Here is a 24594-nt window from a genome sequence, read left to right on the forward strand (position 1 = left end):
ATGCTGTTTTCATCTATTCCAGGTTTGGAAGAAGTAAAGGAGAAGATCGTCCAAGCGGTCAAAAACAACCACCTTGCCCATGCACTTTTATTTCATGGACCGGAGGGCTCTGCCAACCTCAAGATGGCATTGGCACTTGCGACTTATACGCTTTGCCAACAACCTGGTGAAATTGATTCCTGCGGAACTTGCCCTTCCTGCCAAAAAATGTCAAGGCTTGTCCATCCGGATATGAACTTCGTGTTTCCATTGGTGGGAGAAAGTAAAGAAGACGAGGATGAGGAGAATAAAGGAAAAAAGAGCGACTTCCCATCCTCATTCAGAAGTTTTGCAATAGAGACTCCTTTTGGGAATGTTTCTGACTGGATTTACAAGAATAACTTTGAGAAAAAGCAGCTCAACATTTCCAAAGCAGCTGCCAAACAGATAATCAAAACACTTTCGCTCAAGTCATTTGAAGGTGGCTATAAGATCATGCTGATTTGGTCTCCGGAATATCTTAATTCTCAATCCGCCAATTCCCTTTTGAAAATATTGGAGGAACCGCCTGCAAAAACGCTTTTTTTCCTAGTGACTTCCCATCCTGAGCAATTATTGACCACGATTCTGTCCCGTACCCAAAAGGTCATGATCAGGGCATTTACTGATGAAGAAGTGATGCTGCATCTGATACAGGAGCACAAGATTTCAAGGGAAACAGCCATGCAGATATCGCCATTGGCAGATGGGAATATGCGGGAGGCTTACAGGATGGTGGATCAGGTGGGCGATGAATTTACCCGATTGGTCAGGGATTGGTTCCGTTCCTGTTATTCTGTCAATGTCAACGAGATGTTGGAATTTGTCGAAAAATTTAGCTCCAAAGACAAAGAAGCCCAAAAATCCCTCCTGCTTAGCGGGATCAATGTGATCAGAGAAGTGATGTTGGACAAGTCCCAATTGGCGGAATTGATGCGCAGTATTGAATCTGACCGTGAATTTATCCATAATCTCGGCGTTCATGTCCTTGATGAAGAAAAGCTTATGGCAATCTATCATGCTTTGAACGAGACTCATTACCATATAGAAAGAAACGCCAATGTCAAGATACTTTTTGCCGACCTGTCATTCCAGATTGCCAGGATTATGAGACCTGCTCAAACTGCCTGACTATGAAAAAAACTATCGGAAGAAGGGAGAAAATTCATCTGCCAAAATGGGGGCTTAAAAATGTCACGGCCAAAATCGACACAGGCGCCTATACATCTTCGATCCATTGTGAATTTGCGGAAGAGAAAATCGAAAATTCTATTCCGGTACTGTATTTCAAGGTACTTTCCCCAAACCACAAAAAATATAAAAGTAAAGTAATTCGGACTGAAGATTTTACCGAAAAGGTGGTAAAGAATTCTTTTGGTCAGGCAGAAGTCAGGTACAAAGTGAATACAAAAGTCGTTATGTTTGGGGAGGAATTTGAGGCCGAATTTACCCTTACAGACAGGTCAAAAATGAGAATCCCGATACTCATCGGAAGGAAGTTGTTAAGAGGAAAATTTTTAGTGGACGTAGATTCTATTAACCTGTCAAAGAAATCACAAAAATGAAGATTGCGATACTTTCCAGAAATCAACACCTTTTTTCAACCAAAAGGTTGATTGAAGCCATACGGGATGCGGGGCATGAGGCTTTGGTCGTAGACCATTCCCTTTGCGATCTGATCATTGAGCAGGAGGGGCCTTATATCATCTACAAAGGCGAAAAACTCGAAGGTGTAGATGCCATCATTCCAAGGATCGGGGCATCCGTTACTTTTTACGGCACTGCTGTGGTCCGTCAATTTGAGTTGATGGGCGTGTTTTCTGCGGTGGATTCCCAGGCGATTGTAAGGAGCAGGGACAAGCTCAGGAGTCTTCAGATCCTGTCCAAAGCAGGTCTGGGGATGCCCAAGACGGCTTTTACCAACTTTTCCAAAGGAGGAGAAAAAGCCCTCATCGAAAGGGTCGGTGGTGCACCGCTGATCATCAAACTTTTGGAAGGTACCCAAGGATTGGGGGTTGTCCTCGCCGAAACCAAAAAAGCAGGACAGTCTGTCATTGAGGCATTTCATGGACTTAAGGCAAGGATTATTGTCCAGGAATTTATCAAAGAAGCAAAAGGAGCCGATATACGGGCATTTGTCGTCAATGGCAAGGTCGTCGGCGCTATGAAAAGACAAGGAGCAGAAGGTGAATTCAGGTCCAACCTCCACAGGGGAGGAATTGCAACGGTGATCAAATTATCAAAAGAAGAAAAAGCTGCCGCCCTGAGTGCAGCCAAAGCTTTAGGATTGGATATTGCAGGAGTGGACATGCTGCAGTCTGAAAGAGGCCCTTTGATATTAGAGGTCAACAGTTCACCGGGGTTAGAGGGAATTGAACAGGCGACAGGAGTCAACATCGCGGGGGAAATTGTCAAGTTTATAGAAGAAGCAGTCGAGAAGAAAATAAACAAAAAGAAAAGCAAGAATGAGCAAACCGATCAGGATAGGCACTAGGGGAAGTAAGTTGGCCCTTTGGCAGGCATATCACATCGCCGACCTCCTCCATGCAAAAGGAATGGCCACTGAGATCGTGATTATCGATACCAAAGGCGACAAGATTTTGGATGTCTCGATCGCCAAAATTGGCAGTAAAGGGGTATTTACCGAGGAATTGGAAGAGCAACTTTCCGGCGGTTTGATAGACATTGCGGTCCATAGTGCCAAAGACATGCAATCCAAGCTGCCTGATGGATTTGAAATCATCGCATTTACCGAAAGGGAAAAAGAAAATGACATCATCCTGAGCCATCAGACAGATATCGACTATGCCGACCCTGACAAACCGCTTCTTTTGGGAACATCCTCTACAAGGCGAGTAGCCACACTGAAGCATTTTTATCCCCATATCAAAACGGTCGAAGTCAGGGGTAATCTACAGACGAGAATCGCCAAAATGGAAGCAGGACTCTGCGATGCCCTTCTGCTTGCCTATGCAGGTGCTCACAGAATGGGTTACGACGAGATGATCCGATATGAACTTTCATTGGATGAATTTACTCCGGCTGTAGGTCAGGGTTCGGTTGCCATAGAATCCTCTATGAATCTTGATCCAATACTTAAATCCAAAATTGTTGGAGCTTGTCACCATGAAGCGACCGGATATCGCTTGCTTGCGGAAAGGGCATATCTCCGGGTTTTGGAGGGAGGCTGCAGCATTCCTGTTTTTGCTTTGGCAGAAAATCAAGCAGGTACACTTCATCTTAAAGGTGGAATTGTGTCCCTTGATGGCACCAAAAGGATTGTTCACAATGTGTCGGGCAAGGCATCTCAAGCTGAGGAATTGGGTCAGGAACTGGCCAAAATGGTATTGGAAAGTGGAGGAGATCATATTTTAAAAGAAATCAAATCAGATCTAAAAAAATGAAAAGGTTAAGTTTTATTCCGGCTTTAATATTGGTATTGGTACTTTTTTCCTGTTCTGTCGAAAAGGATTATGTCATCAAAATCCAGACAAAGCATGGAGACATGTATGCGGTTTTGTTTGATCAAACTCCAAAACACAAGCAGAATTTTATTGACTTGGCACAGGCCGGGAGGTTTGATTCGACCGAATTCCACAGGATCATCAAGGGTTTTATGATTCAGGGTGGGGATGTTTTCACCAAAGAAAAGCTTCCGGCCGATACCTGGCCAACCGTGGAAGCGGAGATTGTTCCCGGATTGATCCATAAGAAAGGAATGATAGCCGCAGCTAGGATGGGTGATAACGTCAATCCTGAGCGGAAATCAAGCGGTTCCCAGTTTTATATAGTTCAGGGAAAGACCTACAATAAAGATGAATTGGTGACGGATATGAAGCTTTTGTCAGAAACTTATTTCAAATTTATCCAATTGGGTAGCAATTTGGCGTTGAAAGAAGAATATGCAAGAATGTATCAAACTCAACAGTTTGACAGCCTCAATCAACGTATGCTTTCAGAAAAAGCTAATCTGGAAGCTTTTTATAATTTGAATTTAGAAAAATCAATGACTTCCGACCAGGTGCAAGCTTACACCACTGTCGGCGGAACCCTCCATTTGGATGGGGAATACACGGTCTTTGGAGAAGTGATTCTAGGATTAGATGTAATGGAAAAAATTGCCAATGTCCCGACAGGAGATAAGAGCAAACCAATCGAACCCATCCATATGACTGTCACTGTTGAGTTGATTTCAAAATCTAAAATCACCAAAGAGTTCGGATATGTCTATTGAATCAGGATTGAAAAAAACAGTATTGGTCACAGGAGCCAATGGCTTGCTTGGCCAGAAGCTGATTGGGTTTTTGAGAAATGATGAGAAGGTGGAGCTTATCGGTACAGGAAAAGGTGCATCAAGATTGCCGGAAAGCTGGGAAGGAAGTTACTCTTGGATGGAGCTGGATATCACGGACAGAGATCAGGTGATGGCTGTTTTTTCAGTGACAAAACCTGACAGCGTGATCCATACAGCAGCGATGACCCAAGTCGATGACTGTGAAAAAGACAGGGAAGGATGCGAAATTCTAAATATAGAGGCGGTCAGGTACCTGATTGAGGCCTGTGAGAAATATGATACCCACCTAATCCATCTTTCTACAGACTTTGTTTTTGATGGGGAAGCAGGGCCTTATTCCGAAGAAGCCCTACCAAACCCTGTCAATTATTACGGGGTGACCAAAATGGAGGCGGAAAATCTCCTGTTTGCTTCTAAAGTCCGCTGGGCTATCGTCAGGACGGTTTTGGTGTATGGGATCGCGCAGGACATGAGCAGATCCAATATCATTCTCTGGGTAAAAAAATCCTTGGAAGAAGGAAAAACCATCAAAGTCGTCAATGACCAATGGAGGACGCCTACCTTGGCAGAAGACCTTGCCGAAGGATGTATTTTAATCATGAAAAAAGGAGCAACGGGGGTTTTTAATATTTCCGGAGCAGATTTTTTGACACCTTATGACATGGCTATTCAAACTGCAGAATATTTCGGACTGGACAAAAACTTGATTTTGGAGTCAGATTCAACACTTTTTACGCAGCCGGCCAAGCGTCCTCCTCGAACAGGTTTTATAATTGACAAGGCAAAGAAGGAACTTGGGTATTCCCCCAAATCTTTTTTGGCTGGAATTGGTATTTTGGCAAAACAACTTAAATTAGCCGATTCTTAAAAAATAAAAAATTCATCAAATCACAAGTAATTGATAGACTATGGCGATTAAAACAGATGCTCCGGGTAGGGGTCAATTCGGCTCAAGTTTTGGCTTTATTATGGCTGCTGCCGGTTCAGCGGTAGGTTTGGGTAATATTTGGAGGTTTCCTTACCTCACAGGACAAAATGGTGGCGGAGCCTTTGTTTTTGTTTATGTCCTTTGTGTATTACTGATCGGACTTCCACTTTTACTAAATGAGGTTTCTTTAGGTAGAATGTCAGGCAAAAACCCTATCGGTGCCATAAGAGGTACAGGTGGGAATAAGTTTTGGCAGCTTGCAGGTATTCTATGCGTTTTGGTTTGTTTTTTTGTATTGAGTTATTATTCAGTAATCGCCGGCTGGACGCTAGGTTATATTTTCACTGAGGTAATTAATATTCCTGTTGATTTTGAAGAGTTTCAGCAGACTCCAATGTATATCATTCCTTTGACATTTGCATTTATATTAATGACAATTGGGATCGTATTGGGCGGTATATCAGGAGGTATTGAAAAGGCTGCAAAATTTTTAATGCCTTTGTTGTTGATCATAGTCGTATTTATAGCCGGTAGAAGTGTTACCCTTGAAGGAGCCGGTGCGGGTATTGAATATTACCTGAATCCCGATTTTTCTAAGATTAATTCCAAAGTAGTACTTCAGGCCTTGGGACAGGCTTTCTTTTCTATGTCTGTAGGATGGGGTTTGATGATTACTTTTGGTTCTTATCTTCCTAAAAACGGTAACATAGTCGCTTCTTCAGGTTGGATAGCTGGTATGGATACTGCGGTGGCCTTGATGGGTGGTTTGATGGTCTTCCCTGCATTGTTTGCATTACTTCCTGGAAAAGATCCTGCTGCCGGACCGGCATTGGTATTTGATGTTTTGCCAAAGGTTTTTGATGCCATGCCAGGTGGGAATATCATTGGTGGATTATTTTTCCTATTATTAATGGTTGCAGCCCTGACTTCGACGATTTCTATGTTGGAAGTACCGGTTTCGTATTTGATTGATGACAGAAAGTGGAGCAGGAAAAAAGCAGCTTGGATTGTTGGAATAGCGGCAATGGCGCTTTCCATACCATCAGCATTGTCTTCTATCGAAGGAAGTATATTCAACAGTATGTCTATATCCTTTTTGGGCAATACCAAAATCGGGTTTTTTGACATTATGGATTTTACTTTTGGTACTGTAGCTGTGGTAGTGATCTGTTTGATGCTTAGTTTGTACACAGGTTGGGCTAAGAAAATCGGGGATTTTGCAGATGAAATTGCTCAAGGAGCTCCTGGATTTAAGGGTGCATCCAGAAAAACCTGGGTATTCTTTATCAAGTGGGTTTGCCCAGTTGTGATTGCATTGGTATTGTTGGATTTGTTGGGTGTATTTGGAACCCCGCAAGAAGGTGGTTGATTTCATGATTCAATAAAAAAACAAAAGGGCCGTTCTTGGCCCTTTTTTTGTTTTATATAGTCAGATTTGCTTTTTGTTTAAAAATTATTCTAACTTAGGGTATTGCGAACATTCCCTAATAATCACCCGATCACTTGATCAAAAATATGAAAGTTTTAGTAGTCGACGATGATGCTATAAACAGACTTATCCTTCAAAAGTTATTTGAAAGAAGGAATAATACTGTCGTGACTGCCCAAAACGGACAAGAGGCTCTTGATATCTTTGTGGGGGATGATGAAATCAATATCGTAATTACAGATATTATGATGCCCGAAATGGATGGAATCGAACTTTTAGCCGAAATTAAGCAACGGGATAAAAGTGGACAGATACCCATTATTGGGTTTACTGCCGGAGATATAGACTACTTTAGAAGCATTGCTATTATTCCTTTTGACAGGTTGTTGCCAAAACCTATGGACTACACTGAGCTTTACAATATTGCCAATCAATTTGTTTTGGATAGGGCTTCCTGATTTTTTCTCGGCACCATTATTATCATTTCTTTGGTCGACCCTTTTAATGATGATTATTTGGGCAATTACAAATGTTATGATGAGTTAAGTAATTCTATTAATCCCGCTTTTGTTTTTTCTTTAAAACAATATTTCATTTATCTATTCCAAAACCCTCTCGTTCTCTAGTTTTTTTTAATGGCTTTCACGGACAGAATAAAAATTCATTTTTTTTGCAATTTCCTCTTTTTTACTCGTTAAATTGTGGGAAGACATAAACCCTTAGAAAAAATGAAAAAAATCATATTTCTTATTTTGATAATGATGCTTGGAATCGAAGCAAATAGCCAGGATTTTTCCATAGGCCCAAAAGCGGGTATTTCTACTGCAAACATCCATGTAAATGGAGAGGATTTTCAATCTGGCGACAATGATTTTGGATATCATCTGGGGCTATTTGTCAGGATGGGAGGAAGCTCAATTTTCATGCAACCTGAGATTCTTTTTACCAGTACTGGCGGTTCTGTGATCAAAACCGACAACAATGGAGTTCAGACTGATTTTAATGCCAATTTCAACAGGATGGATATTCCGGTCATGTTTGGGTTTAAATTTTTGAATTTTTTCAGGGTACAGGCAGGACCGATTGCTTCTATTTTGGTTGATTATAAAATTGAAGATGCGCTGAATGTACCGGTGAATGTGGATTATAAAACCTCGACTTTTGGTTATCAAGCAGGGTTGGGTTTGGATCTTGGTAATTTGATTTTTGACCTCAAATACGAAAGTTCCCTGAGCAATATGTCAAAAAGTTCTTTGTCATTTCAGACTGACCAACGCCAAAATCAAATCATTTTGTCGGCAGGTTTTAGGCTGTTCTAAAAAAATAGAGGTCCGGAATTCCGGACCTCATTGTTCTTATTTGATTTCAAAAACCAACTCATCTGTCCCTGAATTTTTCTTGATGAGAATGGTGTATTTCCCCTTGCCGATATTTCCGTATTCCCAATTTGTAAAGTTGATTCCTTTGGAGGAGTTTATGCTCCAGGTTTTTAGATTTTCTCCATTTTCATTTTTTACTTCAAAGCTGGTTTCTCCTGCCTGATTTACAAAATAGAGAATAGACTGATTAGGCTTTGTAGTGGGAACCTCAGCCCAAGGCGACCTTCTTTGGTTGATTCGAATTTCCGAAGCACTTAGCAGTCTGGTTTCGGCCGCAGGATTTTCGGCAAGCTTTTGTAGCGGATTCAAATCCACAATGAACACACTTCTGCCATGGGATCCAATGACAAGGTCATTTTCTCTTTTTTGGATTACCATGTCGTAGATGGCTACATTAGGAATATTTCCCTCAAACAGCTCATAACTTTTCCCTCCATTTAGAGATATATATAATCCGTGGTCAGTTCCCAAGTAAAGGATATTTGGATTGGTATGATCTTCCTTGATCACATTGACAGCTTCCTTCGGCAGATTGGCAGAGACAGAAATCCATGTCTTTCCATAATCTGTGCTTTTGTACACAAATGGGGAAAATTCATCATAGCGGTAGCCATTCAAAGTGACATAAACCGTTCCTTCGGCAAATTGTGAAGGGCTTATACTGCTGACCCACCTGTTTTGTGGAAGACCTTTACTGATATCTATCCAATTGTCACCATGGTCTTTTGTAACCCATATATTTCCATCATCCGAGCCGGCATAGAGCGTTCCAAATTTGAGGGGAGATTCCTCAATTACCGAAAGTGTGGCGAAAGGCACATTTCCGCTTTTCTGATTTTTGGTCAAATCCGGGGAAATTGTTTCCCATGTATCACCTCTGTCCAGGCTTCTGTAAACATACTGCGAACCCATATAGAAAATATCCTGATTGTGGCTACTCAGAGTCGCGGGTGTTCTCCAGTTCCATCGGTTTGGATCCCTTCCAATGTCATGTCCTGGTGTAACCAATTTTCTTTCTTCTGTTTTGGTATTGATCCTGAAGTAATTTCCGAACTGGAATCCTGTGTAGACCACATCATTGGATCTCGTGTCCACTGCGACTACCATTCCATCGCCGCCCATCTGGGAAGTCCAGGGTACTTCAGGTTTGTTGGTGGAGGCACCGTACCATACGCCATTGTCTTGCATTCCACCATAGACATTGTATGGGGTCTTTTCATCCACCATGATCGAATAGAATTGGCTGATCGTCAATTGGTCATTGAGGTGGTTCCATCTTTCTCCGCCGCCAAAGGAGCTGTAGATTCCGCCGTCTGTTCCCAAAAGAATATGCTTGGAATCTTTAGGATTGATCCACATGGACTGATGGTCTGAATGTACATCTCCTACGGTGTCAGTTCTTGCAAAATTTTTCCCTCCATCTCTTGAAACCAAAAGCGGTACACCCAAAATAAACATTTCATTTTCATCTTGGGTGCTCACCCTGATTTCTCCAAAATAATATCCGTACGAGTTGTACAACCTGTCCAGGTTGGATTCACTCACCTTTTTCCATGTTTTTCCCGCATCATCTGAACGGTAAACTTCAGCTCCGATTACAGCTGAATTGAATAGAGATGCGTTTGCATCTTGTCCTGATCCATTATAATTGGCAATCTGTAAAGGAGTGATCTTTCCTGATTTAATCAAACTTTTAACAGTCTTCGCATCGTATTTGGAAGCAAATCGGTTGCTTCTTAGGAATTTGTTCAATTTTTCATTGTCAATGCTTTCCAAATTTGCAGCAGACATTGTTTTGAAGCTTTCAAATTTTAAATCTTCCGTATTTTGTGCCGGTGCTTGCCTTGCCGGCCTTTCCTGCGTTTTTTGATAATCATGAAGGGCATAGACTACAGAGGGATTGCTAAGGCTAAAGTCAAAACCAATTCTTCCCACAAATTCATCTTGAGGAAAACCTGTTACAGATTTTTTCCATGTATCTCCCCCATCTTCTGATCGCCAAATGGCCGAACCTTCACCGTTTCCAATAAAATCATGCGCCTGTCGGAACCTTTCCCAAGAAGCTGCTACCATAATATCGGGGTTGGATGGATGGAATTTTAGGTCGATAACTCCAGTGTTATCATTGATAAAAAGTGTTTTTTTCCAGGTTTTGCCACCGTCTTTGGTTTTGTAAAGTCCTCTTTCTTCATTTTTAGAATACAGAGAACCCATGGAAGCTACCCATACAATGTCAGGGTTAGTCGGATGGATTTGGATCTGTCCGATATGCTGCGAATGTGGTAATCCCATAAATTCCCAAGTTGCTCCGCCGTCTGTGGATTTGTAGATTCCTGATCCTGCATAGGTAGACCTGCTTGAGTTGTTTTCGCCGGTTCCAACCCAAAGGATGTCATTGTCTGAAGGAGAGATAGCCATATCCCCGATTCCTAGCGCACCCTGATGGTCAAATATAGGCTTAAAAGATTGCCCGTTGTCTTGGGTCTTCCATACTCCCCCGGAGGCGGCGGCTACAAAATAGGTTTTGAAATCATTGGTCACCTCAATGTCGACTATCCTTCCACTCATGTTTGTAGGTCCGATATTTCGGGCAGGATAATTTCTAAAAGGTGAATTAGAAAGCATTTCCTGATGCACAGAAACGGCTTCTTTCATTTCTTTGGCCGTGGTGGGTTTTACTTCCTGTGCCTGAACAGCTGAAAAATGGAGTCCAAATAGAACAGGCAAAAGCCCGCTAAAGACCTTTATAAAATTTCTTTTCATAGGATTGTTTTGTTTGTCCAACAATATAAATATTCGGGAATTTATTTTGATACAATAAGGTATAAAGTGATAAGGTTTCTGGATAGTCGGAAGTAGCTATATTTGGGAAAACAGGAGCGCTCAAATATTGGGCAATTGTGGAATTATTAGCCTCCAATGTATATATTTGTTTTTATCAAGGAGAATACGATGAAAAAGTACCTCAAATACACCAAAAATTTCTACTTCTTATTTACCCTATTTTTTATAGTCTGGATGGTGTTTATTGATTCAAATGACATCCTTACCCAATTTAAGCTTAGGTCAAAAATTAAAGAGCTGGAAAAGCAAAAGGAATTCTATCAGGATAGGAAAGCTAAAATCCTTGCTGACAGAGAGGAATTGATGAGTAACTATGAGCTTTTGGAAAAGTTTGCCAGAGAAAGATATCTGATGAAAAGGGAAAGTGAGGATCTATATGTGGTGGTCGAAGAATAAGCCAATTTTTGTTGTGTTTTTGTTTTTTCTCTTCTTTGGAATAGGAAACCTTCATGCTCAAAGAGAAATTCAGCAAGGCGAAAAGGCACCGTTTAAAGACAGGGTTTATTTTGGGGGAAATCTCGGAGTTGCTTTTGGAACAATCACTTTTGTAGATATTTCGCCGTTGGCAGGAGTGATGCTTACCAATACCCTTTCGGGAGGACTCGGAGGCACTTTTCAATATTTCAATGACACAAGGTTTCCTGAAGGAGACAATACCATTTATGGAGGCCGTGTTTTTTTAAGAAATAACATTTTCCAGAGTTTCTTTATCCACGCAGAATACGAGAGTTTGAATCTTGATCTTTATAATCCCCGATTTGATAGATTCGAAAGAGATTGGGTTCCCGGTTTTTTTCTTGGAGGAGGGTATTTTAGCCCTTTTGGAAATAGAGGTGGAGCAAATTTCACACTTCTATATAATTTCTTACATGACCCATTAAGATCTCCGTATAACCAGCCATATGTCCTGAGGGTTGGATTTTTTCTTTAATCATCAAATTAAAACAAGATGAATTCCTTAATCAAAAAACTTAGCAAATCACATCAAGATTGCCCGCAATGTCCTTCCCCAAAACTGATCCATACTTTTTTTGAAAGTGTTTTGGGTTTGCTTTTTCCTGATTTTGCTTCTGAAATTTTGAAAGAAGAAGAGCAGGTGGCCGAAAAAATCGAAGAACTAAAACATAAGCTTTCCCAGGTATTGTTAAGGAATAAGCATTTGTACAAAGGTGATGGAATTGAAATTGCCAATGGATTCTTTGAAAATTTGGAACGTGTATATGACCTTTTGCTTCAAGATGTTCAGGCTTTGTATGACGGAGACCCGGCGGCAAAGTCCGTCACGGAGATTATCAGATGCTATCCGGGATTCTATGCGGTGGCGGCCTACAGGATTGCCCATCTGTTGCACTCTTACGGTGTGACGTTGATTCCGAGGATGATCACAGAGTATTCTCACAGTAAAACAGGTGTGGATATCCATCCCGGCGCCAAAATTGGTGAGCGATTTTGTATTGATCATGGGACTGGAATTGTAATTGGAGAGACTACCGTCATCGGGAATTGTGTCAAAATCTATCAGGGGGTCACTTTAGGTGCCTTGAGTGTGGACAAAGAAGATGCAGATAAAAAGAGACATCCCACCATCGAAGATGAAGTCGTGATCTATGCTGGAGCTACTATTTTGGGAGGAAATACTGTAATCGGAAGAAATTCTACGATTGGGGGAAATGTTTGGATTACCAAAAGTGTGCCTCCAAACAGCAAGATTTACTACCAGGCAAAAATGTACAATCCTGACTTGGATCAGACTGATACCTATATCATAAAAAATGAAGGATGAAATTAACTGACCTGATTGGAAATACACCTTTGGTAGAGGCAGTCAAAATCCCTACCAATCCAAAAGTGAAGATTTTTTGTAAACTGGAGGGACAAAACCCCGGGGGAAGTGTCAAGGACCGCGCTGCTTACAACATGATCAAAAGTGCGCTGAAAAGGGGAGATATCAAGCCGGGAGACAGACTTGTGGAAGCCACTTCAGGCAACACAGGCATTGCTTTGGCTATGGTGGCCAATATTCTCGGCCTTAAAATGACACTGATTATGCCGGATAATTCTACTAGAGAAAGGATACTTTCAATGGAAGCCTACGGCGCAAAAGTAATCTTGACACCTGCAGAAAGGACCATAGAATATTCGAGGGAATTAGCAGATAAAATGGCTGCGGAGGAAGGTTATTTTATGTTGGACCAATTTTCCAATCCAGACAATTATATGGCTCATTATCATAGTACCGGTCCGGAGATATGGAGAGATACCGAAGGAAATGTCACCCATTTTGTATCAGCCATGGGAACGACAGGTACTATTATGGGGGTATCGAAATACCTCAAAGAAAAAAATCCATCGATTCAGATTGTAGGTACTCAACCTACTGACGGTTCCCAGATTCCGGGGATCAGAAGATGGACTCCGGAGTTTTTGCCAAAGATTTTTGATGCAAGCCGTGTAGATCGGGTTATTGATGTCAGCCAGGATGCAGCTACCATGATGACCAGAAGAATGGCAAAAGAAGAGGGGATTTTGGCCGGAATGAGCAGTGGAGGAGCTTTACACGCTGCGATCCAACTTTCATCCGAATTGGACTCAGGTGTCATCGTCTGTATTACCTGTGACAGGGGAGACCGGTACTTGAGTTCTGATCTTTTTGGATAAAAAAATCCCGGAAGCACAGCCGCCGGGTTTTCCACAAAAAAACAAATTTCTAGAATTTAATGTAGTTGGTCAGTAGCTGTACGCTGATCAGATTGTTGCCGTTAACAGGATTTGCAAATCCTCTGATCACCAAGGAATAGACCCTGTTTCCAAGCAATTCAATTTCATTGACTGTTACGAGCACTTCTCCTGTGGTTTTTGATTTGACGACTACTTTTACTTTTCCTTTTTCCAATTCAAGAAAATCAGAAACTGAAAGGTAAGGGGTATTTGCTCCGAAAAGAGTCTGGCTTGCAATGCTGACTTCAAGATCACCGGCATCAGGAGACAAATGCACAAGCCTGACTTGGGACTTTAACCCATCCGGTTCTTCCCAGATATCCTCAACCTGGATGGCATCCAAATCTGTTGCTTTGTTCACCAGAAAAACAGTGTAGATTTTATCTTGATCTAAGGAAATATTTTTCTCCAACAGGGTATTTTGGGCATTAAAGGGGTTGAAACGTAGTCTTCTTTCTCCAGCAAAAAAACCACTATAAGGAAATGTCTGACCAAATAGCAGGGCTTGGTTATTGATTTTCCTTGATTCAGCATAAATGTCCAGATCAGGCCCATCTGGCGAACCATGATAAATGGCGACAAATGCAGCAGGAGGCTGAGGGGTATTCTCGAGATTATCAACACAGCCTGTTGTGAGAAATGTTGCGGAAAGGAAAATTGAAAACAATTTCAGGAAACCAGAGATTTTGTTTTTCATACTTGTAGCCTTTATAGTTGGTATAGTTTGCATATTGTCAATACGGATTAATGACAGCCAACGCTACAAGGGCACAAAAAAATCCCCGAAAATTTTCCGGGGATCAAGTTTAAACATTGTCAGGTTCGGGGTGCACCCAAGGGCCTCTGTAGGGTCTTCTGAGTTTTTTGGTCGCTTCGGGGTCATCCACGATGATTCTCTTTTTTGGATCATAGACAAGTGGTCTTCCGAGTTCCATTGACATATTTGCCAAAATACAGCTTGCTGTGGAGATGTGTCCCTCCTCAATATCCGCAACAGGAAGCTCTCCTGTTTTCATCGAATTCAAAAGATTTTGCATCTGCCTCCTTGTTGCCGGTGCGGCATTGAGCTCGATCCTATTTTCAGTTAAGTCTTCAGGATATTGTTCTTTTTCATACAATACGTCGAAAAGTAATTTATCTCCTTTTCCAAAGGGGATAAATTCAGCTTTCATCGTACTTCCTGCCAAAGTCCCGTTCTCACCAAAAATCTTGAAAGCCCAAGGATATTCAGGATCCACAGGATTGCCCCAGGTCCGGTGCTGCCACACGACATTCAGCCCATCAAATTCATAGATAGCAGTTTGTGTATCTGCAATATTCGATTTCCCTTCTTTTTGGACATAGATTCCACCGGTCGCAGTTATTTTACTTGGCCATCCAAGACCCAAAAGCCAACGCACTGTATCCAACATGTGGACACACATATCTCCAGGGATTCCATTGCCATATTCCATAAATGTTCTCCACCATCTTGTATGGGGAATTCCATCATATGGACGGAGTGGGGCAGGGCCTGTCCACATGTCATAATCCAAAAATTCGGGTATCGGCTCCAAAGGAGGGTTCCCATTAGCCCTCATGTGATAGTAGCAACAGATCTCTACATGCGAAATCTTACCCAACATGCCACCATCCAAAACCTGTTTTTTGGCATCCCAAAGGTGTGGAGTGCTTCTTCGCTGGGTGCCCACCTGCACCATTTTGTTATATTTCCTTGCCGCAGCTACCACAGCTTCCCCTTCGATGACATCGACAGAGATGGGTTTTTGGAGGTAAACATGCGAACCCGATTTGATGGCTGCAATGGCCTGTAAGGCATGCCAATGGTCGGGAGAACCAATCACTGTGATATCAAGTTTGTTTTCTTTCAGCAATTCCCGGTAGTCAGTATACAACTTTGGTATTTTGCCTGATTTCTGTCTTTTGGATACCAGATCGCCCGCCTCCTTCAGCATGTTTTTGTCCACATCACAGAGCGCCACCACTTCCACATTGGCAACCTGTATCAATCTGAAAAGGTCGCTTTTCCCATACCATCCCGACCCGATCAAAGCCACTTTGAGAGGAGTTTCATTTTGGATGGGGTTCATTCCCATCATGCCCATGCTTGCCAGTGCCAAGGTGGCAAAACCGCCGGTTTTTAGGAATTGTCTTCTGTTGTAGGTGGATGTGTTCATAGGTTGTTTTTGGGATATAGGTAAATGATTTGAAAGAAATACAATTTACAAAAAGGTAAAAACCAAACAAATGGGATTTGATGGATGGTCAACAATTCAATCCATTTCAATGGTTTTTATAAATTCTGTAAATCGTCCATATCTTTTGGTCTCATTACCGACTTTTTGGCTTTGATAAGGTCCTCTTTTGAGATAGTTCGGACATAAAAGTCTGTATCAGAAAAAATAATGGAAGATTCAAAAGCCTTTTCAAAGTTGAGACCTTTCACCTCTACCATCAAATCTATTGCCACAGGAGATCTTCCAAAAGTGAAAACATCCCAATTTTTATTATGTAAAAAGTTTTCTGAGGTCATATCAAATAATGGCATCCCAAAATCCAAAAATGCTTGTTCGATTTTCTTGAAGTTTTCAAAACTTCTTTTTACCCAAATATCCATATCACCCGTGTTTCTAGGATATCCATGTAAGATTACAGAAAAGCCACCAACCAAAATATAATCAACCTGGTGGTTATTAAAACAACGGATAAAGTCTTTGAAATCAGAAGGGAATATGTTTTCCATATTATCTTTTCCTTACACTAAATGCAGTCTTATCCATCTTAGGTGGATTATCTAGAGAAAAACCATATGCCAAGCTATTAAGATAAAATGCAATCTCCAGCAATTCCCAGGGACTTTTTCCGCGGTATTCCTCGCCGTAGTTCACTTGTTCATCTGCCTTCGATGCTTTGAATGCTGTTCTGTCTAATTTAAATTCCATGAAGGTCAATTTACCAAAATGAACTTGGATTGAGAATTTATTCAAAAAATAATTGAAGATGGAGTAAGTTTTGGGTAGACTTCTGTTTATAATTTTACTCCAAATCTTTCTCCCAAACTCCTCAGATCCTCTTCCACAGGCGTAAGCAAAGGGATTCCACTGACCCTTCTTTCGGCTTCAAGTTCGCGTTCAGGATCACCGGGAATCAAAACTTTTTCATTTCCTTCTGTAGGTTTTGCCTGACGGAACCTGACGATCCAATTGTCCATGTGGGATTTGAAGTCATCCGCAGGACGGAAAGCATCCACGCGCATAGCACCAAAAAAATGGCCCAAACCCTCACCGACAGGATTAGGGTCCGGCTCAAGGAATGCCACAAATGGTGGGACCCAAGGGCCGTAATTTGCTCCCGAAAGTACTGCGGAAAATATATCTATTATCGCCCCCAATGCATATCCTTTGTGCGAACCATGCTCTCGGTCTCCTCCGAGAGGAAGCAAAGCACCTCCCTTTTTCACTCCATTGGAATCAGTCGTCTGATTGCCGTCTTTGTCCTGCACCCAACCGAGTGGTGCATCCATTTCTTTTCTCTGCAGGATTTCCAATTTCCCATTTGCTGCAGTTGTGGTGGCCATATCGGCGACAAAAGGAGGTTGGTTTTTAGCCGGAATAGCCACGGCAATCGGATTGGTTCCAAGCAATCTCTCTTTGGAAAAAGTTGGACTTACCAAAGGACTGGCATTGGTCAGCGAGATCCCGATCATATCATGGTCGAGTGCCATCATAGCATGATATCCCGCAATGCCGTAATGGTTGGAATGCTTTACCGAAACCCATCCCGTACCTGCGATTTTTGCTTTGTCTATCGCCACCTGCATCGCAAAAGGTGCGACAACCAAACCCAAACCACCGTCACCATCCACCACAGCCGTACTCGGGGTTTCGTGGACTATTTTGATATTTGGGGTTGCGTTGATTCTTCCTTTTTCCCACAGCCTCACATACCCGGAAAGTCTTGCTACCCCATGGGAATCCACACCTCTGAGGTCTGCTGATAATAAAACATCAGCAGCAAGCGCTGCATCTTTTTCAGGACAGCCGATTTTTAAAAGTATGGATTTGGTAAAGTTGAATAAGTCAGCGTATGAAAATATCATGGTTGGGATCCGGATTTAAGGATTGGATTACCTGCTGATAAGGGTGTTGGCTTGGGAATGTTTTCCCATCAATTCCGCTATAGCTCCTTCTTTCAGTGCAAAATTGGAACAAATCAAAGTAGAAACAGGGACAAGCTTCAAGATATATTCGATCAGGCAAGCGGCCACGACGATCATATCCACCCTCATTTCGATCATGCCGGGGATCAAAAGCCTTTCCTCTCTACTGAGCGTCAAAAGCTTTTGAGCAATCAATTCAAATTCCTCTCTTGGCAATTGAAATACCTGTTGGGTCTTCAACTTGGTCTCATGCAGCGAAGCAAAATAAATGTCTGTCAGCGTATCAAATGTCCCAGAAGAACCAACAATTCCTGTTGGATTATATTTTTTGATGGCGTTGACAAGGTCTCCTAGTTTTTCCTCAAGATAAACAGTCAGGTTCTCCACCTCACCAGGCAAAATCGGATCATGGTAATGAAACAAGTCGAGCATTCTTTGTCCACCAATTTCAAAACTTTTTCTCCAAAATGCTTCTTGGGAATTACCGATGATAAATTCTACTGAACCACCTCCAATATCCATCATCAGACAGGTTTCATCTGTAAGTGAACAGCTAAATCTGATGCCTTCATAGATCATTTGGGCTTCCTGTTCCCCATCGATGACAAGAACATCAATCTGGAATTGTTCTTTGATTTTGGACACAAATTCTTTCCCATTGTCGGCATTTCGGACGCCACTCGTGGCAAATGCAAAAATATTTGTAATCCCTTCACCGTCTATAAGGTTTCTGAAATGGTGCAAAGTATGAAAAGCCCTTTTTTCAGCATCCGGATGGATGGTATTTCGGCTGATGCCACCTTGACCGATCTTGACAGGAATTTTCTCTTTGTATATAGTCTCGAACCTGTCTGCATACAATTCCACCAAAAGAAGGTGAAACGTATTGGTACCCATGTCGATGATTGCAGCTTTGGTCGGAATCATACCACCTTGATTTTTTGATTGCGCGAATATAAAAAGTTTATTCTAAAACCCTTTACAAGAATTTATTATGATCTTGAATTTGAATTTACTTGAGGTTCCTCAATTTAAATTTCCTCCCTAGATTGTCCCGCATTATATTTGACCAAACCAAATAACTTTAGAGACATGGACAGCAAAATCAAAGGTGTATATTCCCTTCCCTCCAATAAGGACAAATTTGAATTACTGAATAAGAAAAATGAGGAAGCTTTGCTCGGTGGAGGAGAAGCAAGAATTGCTGCCCAACATAATAAAGGCAAACTTACTGCAAGAGAAAGGTTACATTTTTTACTTGATGAAGGCAGTTTTCAGGAAATTGACAAATTTGTAATGCACCGTGCCAAAGACTTTGGTCTTGACAAAGAGCATTACTTAGGGGATGGCGTAGTTACAGGATATGGAGAAATCAATGGCCGTTTGGTCTATGTGTATTCTCAGGATTTTACGATTTTTGGAGGTTCACTTTCCGAAACTCATGCAGAGAAAATTTGCAAAATCATGGACATGGCCATGAAAAACGGTGCTCCCGTGATTGGCTTGAATGATTCGGGAGGCGCAAGGATCCAAGAAGGCGTTGTCTCATTGGGTGGATATGCGGATATTTTTTATAGAAATACTTTGGCCTCGGGTGTAGTGCCCCAGATTTCAGCTATCATGGGACCTTGTGCAGGTGGAGCGGTGTATTCTCCTGCAATCACGGATTTTATCCTGATGGTCGAAAACACCTCCTACATGTTTGTGACGGGACCCAATGTCGTAAAAACCGTCACTGCCGAAAATGTCACTGCAGAAGAATTGGGCGGGGCTAGCACACATTCTACCAAAAGTGGGGTAACTCATTTTGCCTGTGCCAATGAATTGGAATGTATCAACCATATCAAAAAATTGCTCAGCTATATGCCTCAAAATTGTGAGGATACCGCTCCTGTTTATGGGTATGAATTAAAAGAAGATGAGTCCAGGAAAGTTTTGGATACCATCATTCCCGATAATCCTAACCATCCTTACGATATCCGCGATGTAGTGGATGGGATCTGTGATGAAGGCTCGTTTTTGGAAGTGCACAAAAATTACGCAGACAATATTGTCGTGGGATTTGCAAGACTTGCAGGAAGAAGTATCGGGATTGTCGGAAATCAACCCCAATCACTCGCCGGAGTTTTGGATAACCACGCATCAATGAAGGCAGCAAGATTTGTGAGGACATGTGACTCTTTCAATGTACCGCTATTGGTTTTGGTGGATGTGCCGGGATTTTTACCTGGAACAGATCAAGAATGGAACGGAATCATTACCAATGGGGCCAAGTTGCTTTATGCGTTTTCGGAAGCGACAGTTCCAAGGATTACCGTCATCACCCGAAAAGCCTATGGAGGTGCTTATGATGTGATGAATTCCAAACATATCGGAGCTGATCTGAATTTTGCCTGGCCTACTGCTGAGATTGCTGTGATGGGCGCTAAAGGTGCGGCGGAGATTATTTTCAAAAGAGAAATCGCTGAAGCAGAAGATCCGGCAGCCAAGCTTCAAGAGAAAATTGATGACTATACTTCCAAATTCGCCAATCCATACCGTGCTGCTCACAGAGGTTTTATCGATGAGGTGATTACCCCTTCCGAAACAAGAGAAAAACTGATCAGGGGTTTCAAAATGCTCGAAAACAAAGTGGATAAGCTGCCAAGGAAGAAGCATGGGAATATACCCTTGTAGTCAATGGTCGATAGTCAATAGTCAATAGAATTTACCAAATCAATTGTTTTTTAAAAATAACTTGAACGTATGCCTTATAAATTTGAGAATCTGAAAGTATGGCAAAGAGCAATGGAGTTGAATGATGAGATTTTTAGGAGATCAAAAAAATTCCCGGTAGATGAAAGATTTAATCTAATTTCTCAGATCCGTCGAGCCGCAGATTCAATAGTGTTGAATATTGCTGAAGGAAGTACAAGTCAAAGTCATGCTGAGTTTTCAAGGTTCTTAGGGTATTCAATACGTTCTGTCGTAGAAGTGGCTTGTGCTTTATTTATAGCAAAACGCAGGGACTATTTAGAAAATGAAGAATTCATCTATTTATATAATTTTACAGATGAATTGGTGAAAATGCTGCAAGGACTCAAAGCCAAACTAAAAGATTGAATTATCATCATGCATTGAAAAACAATTGAGCCAAAGCTATGGACTATGGTCTATGGACAAACAAAAAAATATGCAAAATTTTAACACAGAAGCTTCTCGAACCTTCCTCTACAAATACCTCAATAACGCCTCTCCCACGGGATTTGAGGCTTCTGGCCAACAGATTTGGTTGGATTACATCAAACCTTATGTGGACAGCTACTTTACTGACAGCTATGGAACAGTCGTCGGGGTGATCAATCCCGAAGCTGAATACAAGGTCGTCATAGAAGCCCATGCCGACGAGATCAGTTGGTTTGTCAATTATATCAATGCCGACGGCTATATCTATGTCCGTAGAAACGGCGGGTCTGACCACATGATTGCTCCATCCATGCGGGTAAATATCCATACGGACAATGCCGTCATTCCAGGAGTTTTTGGTTGGCCGGCGATCCATGTCAGGAAAGAAGGAAAAGAAGAAGGGCCGACTTTGGATAATATTTTTATCGATGTCGGGGCAAGAAACAAAGAAGAAGTGGAGGCATTGGGCATCCATGTCGGTTGCGTGATTACCTTCAAAGATGAGCTTCAGGAATTGAATGGAAAATTTTATTCAGGCAGGGCTTTGGACAACAGGATCGGGGGATATATGATTGCGCAGGTCGCAAGGAAAATCAAGGAGTCAGGACTCAAGCTTCCTTTCGGCTTATATATAGTGAATGCCGTGCAGGAAGAAATCGGTCTCCGAGGCGCAGAAATGATTGCTGCCCGCATCAAGCCGAATGTAGCGATCATCACCGATGTGTGCCACGATACCACTGCACCGATGTATTCCAAGATAACAAGTGGCGAGCAGGTAGCCGGAAAAGGACCTGTCTTGACTTATGGAGCTGCAGTCCACAAAAAATTATTGGATTTGGTCATCGAATCTGCCAAGAAAAACAGCATTCCCTTCCAAAGGGCAGCAGCTTCGAGAAGTACCGGAACAGATACAGATGCTTTTGCTTATTCCAATGAAGGCGTCCCTTCTGCCTTGATTTCCCTTCCTTTGAAATACATGCACACGACCGTGGAGACAGCTAGCAAAGAAGACATCGAAAATGTCATTCTTCTGATGTATCAATTCTTGGCTGAATTAGATCCGGGCTATGATTTTAGATATATAAAATAGTGGTTATGTTTAAGTGAATGGAAAAAAAATTACTATTTGATTTTGATTAAGTATGGGTTATTTTAAACAATTTATAAAACATAATTTTTAAACTATCTCTAATCATTTATTCTACATTCACTGTTGAATCCTTAGGAATTAGAATACTTTTATCTTAATCGACTTGAACATAAAACATAAGTTGCTTGTATTAGGAATGTTTTATGACAAATTTAAAATATGTTGAGATATGTAATAGGAAAGAAAAAAAACTAGAAATTCGAAGAAATCAATCTGTGAAATTTAAGAATTGAAAATATTCATCGAGTTTTTCCCTATTCCCTTGGTCAAATACTTCCAAACAACAAATTTTCCCATCTCTGAAAAATCCCAGCTTTGGGAAAAATTCATGCTGGTTCAAAAAGGGGGCTTGATCAGTTTCAAGGATTTCAACCCGATCAAAAGAAAGAATACTCTGTATGGAAAATCTTATTTCCCTCTCTTTGATTTTTTGGTTTCTAATTACTAACATTCCTTTTTTAGGTCTTGATGAAAAATATTCCTTAAGATATTCATTCAATTCTTCAAAACAATTGAAACAGGAACTGGAAGGTAGAACCAAAATCAATCCATCTTTCATAATTATTGATTCTGGGAGTTCCAACACTTCATAAAAACGATTCTTATTCAAATCCTGATTCACTAGTTCACGCAAAGTTTTAACCTCTGAATCAACATTAATATCCACATCTCTTAAAGAAGAAGTACATCCGGTTAATAATGCCAAAAGGAATACAGTTCTATTTTTCATCAAAAAGAAAAATTATGGGGTTATCACCGTCTTTCACCTGAAAAAGGGTCTGGTACTCTCCTAAAACGCTTGATTCAGCTGGGATAATCATATAAGCATAACTATTGTCTAAGGAACCAAATGAAATTTCTTCATCTAAATCTAAGGTTACTTTTTGATTCTGATATTCAAATGAGATTTTCCTTCCTGACTTTAACTCCTTCTTTGACTTATCATAAACTGAGACAAAAGAACGCCCTTGATTAAAAAACCTATATAAAAGATTGTTTTCCATTTCAACTATATTCCCAATATTAAATGATTTTTCAGTTGAATTTATATGTTGGAAAACTTCTACTATTGATGAATATCCCTTACCTACAAGGTCATCTTCCAAAATCTTTTTATCTCCAAAATCGATGTGAAATTTCGGGGTTACATAAAATTTTTCATTAACATTATATATTGTATCATTAAATGAATTCACAAAATTATAACCTTCTGGTGATTTTGAGAAAAAGTCATGTCTTAGTACGTGTAGATATCTGGCTTTCTCTGGATTAAACTCTAATTTTTTACTTGAAAATTTATATCCGGTAGCAAAATTTTCTCCAGAGAAATAATACAGTGAAAAATTATCTAAGATTTCCATATAACCTGAAGTTCCTATAATTCCTTCTTTTAAACGCTCTATCCCAAGTAGTTGATAGTTGATTGGATAAGAAATTTCTAGATTGAAATCATAAGTAAACTGAAATATCCTAGATTTATTAGAATCATAAATCCAGATCCTTTCTTGATCAGGTAATAAAATAATGTCTGTTAAATTCACAAATTCATCAGGCCCACCCTTTCCCTTTGATAACTTCTCTATAAAATTTCCACTCATATCAAATTTAAAAACTGTATTTCCCCCTTTAATAAAAAGTATATCCCTTTTACGATCTATAACTATCTTATTTATATAATCCACCAAAGAAGTATCAGAGGATTCAAGTTTAATGATTTCGCGAAGATTATATTTTTCGGAAAGATTTAAAATGGACTCTTCACCCGGAGTTTCTTGGTAAATTGTCTTTAGATCGAATTCAACTTTTTGATCTGGAGGATTGGAACAACCCAAAATCAAGCATAGGTATAAATATGGTGCTATAAATCGTTTCATTGTATAAAGTTTAATTTGATAAAAAATAATGGGGAGAATTTGATTGAAATAATCAAACTCCCCATTTCACTTTTTGAATAAATTACATTTGTGGTCCTCCGCCGCAAGTTGCTGCAAAACATGCAGTAGCATTCTGATTAGCACAGCAATACCTTGTTCCTGAAGAATTTCCCATTAGTGGTCCAAACACATCGGGAAGTGACTGTTGAGAGAAACCTCTGGTAAATGCGTTACTAAAGAAAAATTCTTTCTCACTACTTTTGCTAGATAGTTCCATGGCGAACAAACCAAGATAGAACAAACCTAATAATCCTGTCAATTTCATTAATCTTTTTTTCATAAAAATTTTTTTTAGAATTAAACATACATAACATTAAAGTAAAAAAGATAAAAAACAAAATCATAGGTATATCAAAAAACATAAATACTAAAAATTAATACCTGTAAAAATAAATTAAACAAATTATAATTCTAAAAAAGTGTTTTTTTTTTTGAATTCAAAATTATATTTATAAAATTAATAGACAAATAAAATATAAATTTTTTTTTCTATTAATTTGTAACTACTCAGGTTCTATTTAATTAACCGGAATTCAAGTTTTTTAATTGGTAACTGCTTTTGGGTTTAGCCTGTGT

26 protein-coding genes are annotated in these 24594 nt (G+C 40.5%); 16 read left to right on the forward strand and 10 right to left on the reverse strand.

The features are described from left to right. The 9 genes from MMU07_RS01130 to MMU07_RS01170 all read left to right on the forward strand — a co-directional run bounded on the left by MMU07_RS01130 (position 1) and on the right by MMU07_RS01170 (position 7988). Entirely contained in the window at positions 1-1149 is a 1149-nt protein-coding gene (locus MMU07_RS01130) for a DNA polymerase III subunit (RefSeq protein ID WP_241123982.1), read from the forward strand. A gap of 2 nt (positions 1150-1151) precedes the next feature. Next, positions 1152-1583 carry an ATP-dependent zinc protease family protein gene (locus MMU07_RS01135; protein ID WP_241123983.1) on the forward strand — a complete coding sequence of 144 codons (432 nt, stop codon included), beginning with the start codon at positions 1152-1154 and terminating at the stop codon, positions 1581-1583. Further along, on the forward strand, positions 1580-2512 hold the full coding sequence (gene rimK / locus MMU07_RS01140; protein WP_241123984.1) for a 30S ribosomal protein S6--L-glutamate ligase: 933 nt from the start codon (positions 1580-1582) through the stop codon (positions 2510-2512). The genes MMU07_RS01135 and rimK overlap by 4 nt, the downstream gene beginning before the upstream one ends. Next, positions 2484-3422, forward strand: coding sequence for a hydroxymethylbilane synthase (hemC, locus tag MMU07_RS01145; RefSeq protein WP_241123985.1), 939 nt, complete (start codon positions 2484-2486; stop codon positions 3420-3422). The genes rimK and hemC overlap by 29 nt, the downstream gene beginning before the upstream one ends. Next, positions 3419-4252 (forward strand): peptidylprolyl isomerase, encoded by an 834-nt coding sequence (locus MMU07_RS01150; RefSeq protein ID WP_241123986.1) that lies wholly within the window; start codon positions 3419-3421, stop codon positions 4250-4252. Before hemC ends, MMU07_RS01150 begins: the two co-directional genes overlap by 4 nt. Next, positions 4242-5180, forward strand: coding sequence for an SDR family oxidoreductase (locus MMU07_RS01155; protein ID WP_241123987.1), 939 nt, complete (start codon positions 4242-4244; stop codon positions 5178-5180). Before MMU07_RS01150 ends, MMU07_RS01155 begins: the two co-directional genes overlap by 11 nt. 40 nt (positions 5181-5220) lie before the next feature. Continuing rightward, positions 5221-6609, forward strand: a complete 1389-nt coding sequence (locus tag MMU07_RS01160; RefSeq protein ID WP_241123988.1) for a sodium-dependent transporter — start codon at positions 5221-5223, stop codon at positions 6607-6609. Between the two features lie 146 nt (positions 6610-6755). Beyond that, a complete protein-coding gene (locus MMU07_RS01165; RefSeq protein WP_241123989.1) occupies positions 6756-7127 on the forward strand; it encodes a response regulator in 372 nt (123 codons plus the stop codon). A gap of 270 nt (positions 7128-7397) precedes the next feature. Next, positions 7398-7988 (forward strand): outer membrane beta-barrel protein, encoded by a 591-nt coding sequence (locus MMU07_RS01170; protein ID WP_241123990.1) that lies wholly within the window; start codon positions 7398-7400, stop codon positions 7986-7988. Positions 7989-8024: 36 nt separating this feature from the next. On the opposite strand, the gene MMU07_RS01175 is transcribed toward MMU07_RS01170, so the two are convergent. Beyond that, entirely contained in the window at positions 8025-10811 is a 2787-nt protein-coding gene (locus MMU07_RS01175) for a WD40/YVTN/BNR-like repeat-containing protein (protein WP_241123991.1), read from the reverse strand. A gap of 189 nt (positions 10812-11000) precedes the next feature. Here MMU07_RS01175 and MMU07_RS01180 point away from each other — a divergent pair, with 189 nt between their 5' ends. From MMU07_RS01180 to cysM, 4 genes are read left to right on the forward strand one after another with little or no spacing between them, the layout of a single operon-like run. Continuing rightward, complete coding sequence (locus MMU07_RS01180; protein WP_241123992.1) at positions 11001-11288, forward strand: FtsB family cell division protein; 288 nt, start codon at positions 11001-11003, stop codon at positions 11286-11288. Next, complete coding sequence (locus tag MMU07_RS01185) at positions 11269-11823, forward strand: hypothetical protein (protein ID WP_241123993.1); 555 nt, start codon at positions 11269-11271, stop codon at positions 11821-11823. The genes MMU07_RS01180 and MMU07_RS01185 overlap by 20 nt, the downstream gene beginning before the upstream one ends. A gap of 18 nt (positions 11824-11841) precedes the next feature. Continuing rightward, complete coding sequence (gene epsC / locus MMU07_RS01190) at positions 11842-12675, forward strand: serine O-acetyltransferase EpsC (RefSeq protein ID WP_241123994.1); 834 nt, start codon at positions 11842-11844, stop codon at positions 12673-12675. Beyond that, positions 12672-13550 carry a cysteine synthase CysM gene (cysM, locus tag MMU07_RS01195; RefSeq protein ID WP_241123995.1) on the forward strand — a complete coding sequence of 293 codons (879 nt, stop codon included), beginning with the start codon at positions 12672-12674 and terminating at the stop codon, positions 13548-13550. The genes epsC and cysM overlap by 4 nt, the downstream gene beginning before the upstream one ends. A gap of 49 nt (positions 13551-13599) precedes the next feature. Here the strand turns inward: cysM and MMU07_RS01200 are convergent, their stop codons facing one another. The 6 genes from MMU07_RS01200 to MMU07_RS01225 all read right to left on the reverse strand — a co-directional run bounded on the left by MMU07_RS01200 (position 13600) and on the right by MMU07_RS01225 (position 18696). Next, positions 13600-14307: a DUF4397 domain-containing protein gene (locus MMU07_RS01200; RefSeq protein ID WP_241123996.1), complete on the reverse strand. Its 708-nt coding sequence runs from the start codon at positions 14305-14307 to the stop codon at positions 13600-13602. A gap of 109 nt (positions 14308-14416) precedes the next feature. Beyond that, positions 14417-15787: a Gfo/Idh/MocA family protein gene (locus tag MMU07_RS01205; protein WP_241123997.1), complete on the reverse strand. Its 1371-nt coding sequence runs from the start codon at positions 15785-15787 to the stop codon at positions 14417-14419. Between the two features lie 116 nt (positions 15788-15903). After that, entirely contained in the window at positions 15904-16353 is a 450-nt protein-coding gene (locus MMU07_RS01210; protein ID WP_241123998.1) for a nucleotidyltransferase family protein, read from the reverse strand. Between the two features lies 1 nt (position 16354). After that, complete coding sequence (locus tag MMU07_RS01215) at positions 16355-16552, reverse strand: hypothetical protein (protein ID WP_241123999.1); 198 nt, start codon at positions 16550-16552, stop codon at positions 16355-16357. A gap of 86 nt (positions 16553-16638) precedes the next feature. Beyond that, the gene (locus tag MMU07_RS01220) at positions 16639-17709 is read right to left on the reverse strand and encodes an Ldh family oxidoreductase (protein ID WP_241124000.1); all 1071 of its coding nucleotides are present in this window, start codon (positions 17707-17709) and stop codon (positions 16639-16641) included. Between the two features lie 27 nt (positions 17710-17736). Next, positions 17737-18696: a Ppx/GppA phosphatase family protein gene (locus MMU07_RS01225; protein WP_241124001.1), complete on the reverse strand. Its 960-nt coding sequence runs from the start codon at positions 18694-18696 to the stop codon at positions 17737-17739. A 165-nt stretch (positions 18697-18861) separates the two neighbouring features. Here MMU07_RS01225 and MMU07_RS01230 point away from each other — a divergent pair, with 165 nt between their 5' ends. The 3 genes from MMU07_RS01230 to MMU07_RS01240 all read left to right on the forward strand — a co-directional run bounded on the left by MMU07_RS01230 (position 18862) and on the right by MMU07_RS01240 (position 22024). Then, positions 18862-20445, forward strand: a complete 1584-nt coding sequence (locus tag MMU07_RS01230; RefSeq protein ID WP_241124002.1) for an acyl-CoA carboxylase subunit beta — start codon at positions 18862-18864, stop codon at positions 20443-20445. Positions 20446-20514: 69 nt separating this feature from the next. After that, a complete protein-coding gene (locus tag MMU07_RS01235; protein ID WP_241124003.1) occupies positions 20515-20871 on the forward strand; it encodes a four helix bundle protein in 357 nt (118 codons plus the stop codon). A gap of 70 nt (positions 20872-20941) precedes the next feature. Further along, the gene (locus MMU07_RS01240; RefSeq protein WP_241124004.1) at positions 20942-22024 is read left to right on the forward strand and encodes a M42 family metallopeptidase; all 1083 of its coding nucleotides are present in this window, start codon (positions 20942-20944) and stop codon (positions 22022-22024) included. Between the two features lie 268 nt (positions 22025-22292). On the opposite strand, the gene MMU07_RS01245 is transcribed toward MMU07_RS01240, so the two are convergent. From MMU07_RS01245 to MMU07_RS01255, 3 genes are all read right to left on the reverse strand, one after another. Continuing rightward, positions 22293-22814, reverse strand: a complete 522-nt coding sequence (locus MMU07_RS01245; protein ID WP_241124005.1) for a hypothetical protein — start codon at positions 22812-22814, stop codon at positions 22293-22295. Next, positions 22804-23958: a 6-bladed beta-propeller gene (locus MMU07_RS01250; RefSeq protein ID WP_241124006.1), complete on the reverse strand. Its 1155-nt coding sequence runs from the start codon at positions 23956-23958 to the stop codon at positions 22804-22806. Before MMU07_RS01250 ends, MMU07_RS01245 begins: the two co-directional genes overlap by 11 nt. 82 nt (positions 23959-24040) lie before the next feature. Then, complete coding sequence (locus MMU07_RS01255; RefSeq protein WP_241124007.1) at positions 24041-24298, reverse strand: hypothetical protein; 258 nt, start codon at positions 24296-24298, stop codon at positions 24041-24043. Positions 24299-24594 lie beyond the last annotated feature (296 nt).

Origin of the sequence: Cognataquiflexum nitidum (assembly GCF_022538055.1) — a bacterium.
Classification (GTDB): Bacteria; Bacteroidota; Bacteroidia; order Cytophagales; family Cyclobacteriaceae; genus Cognataquiflexum; species Cognataquiflexum nitidum.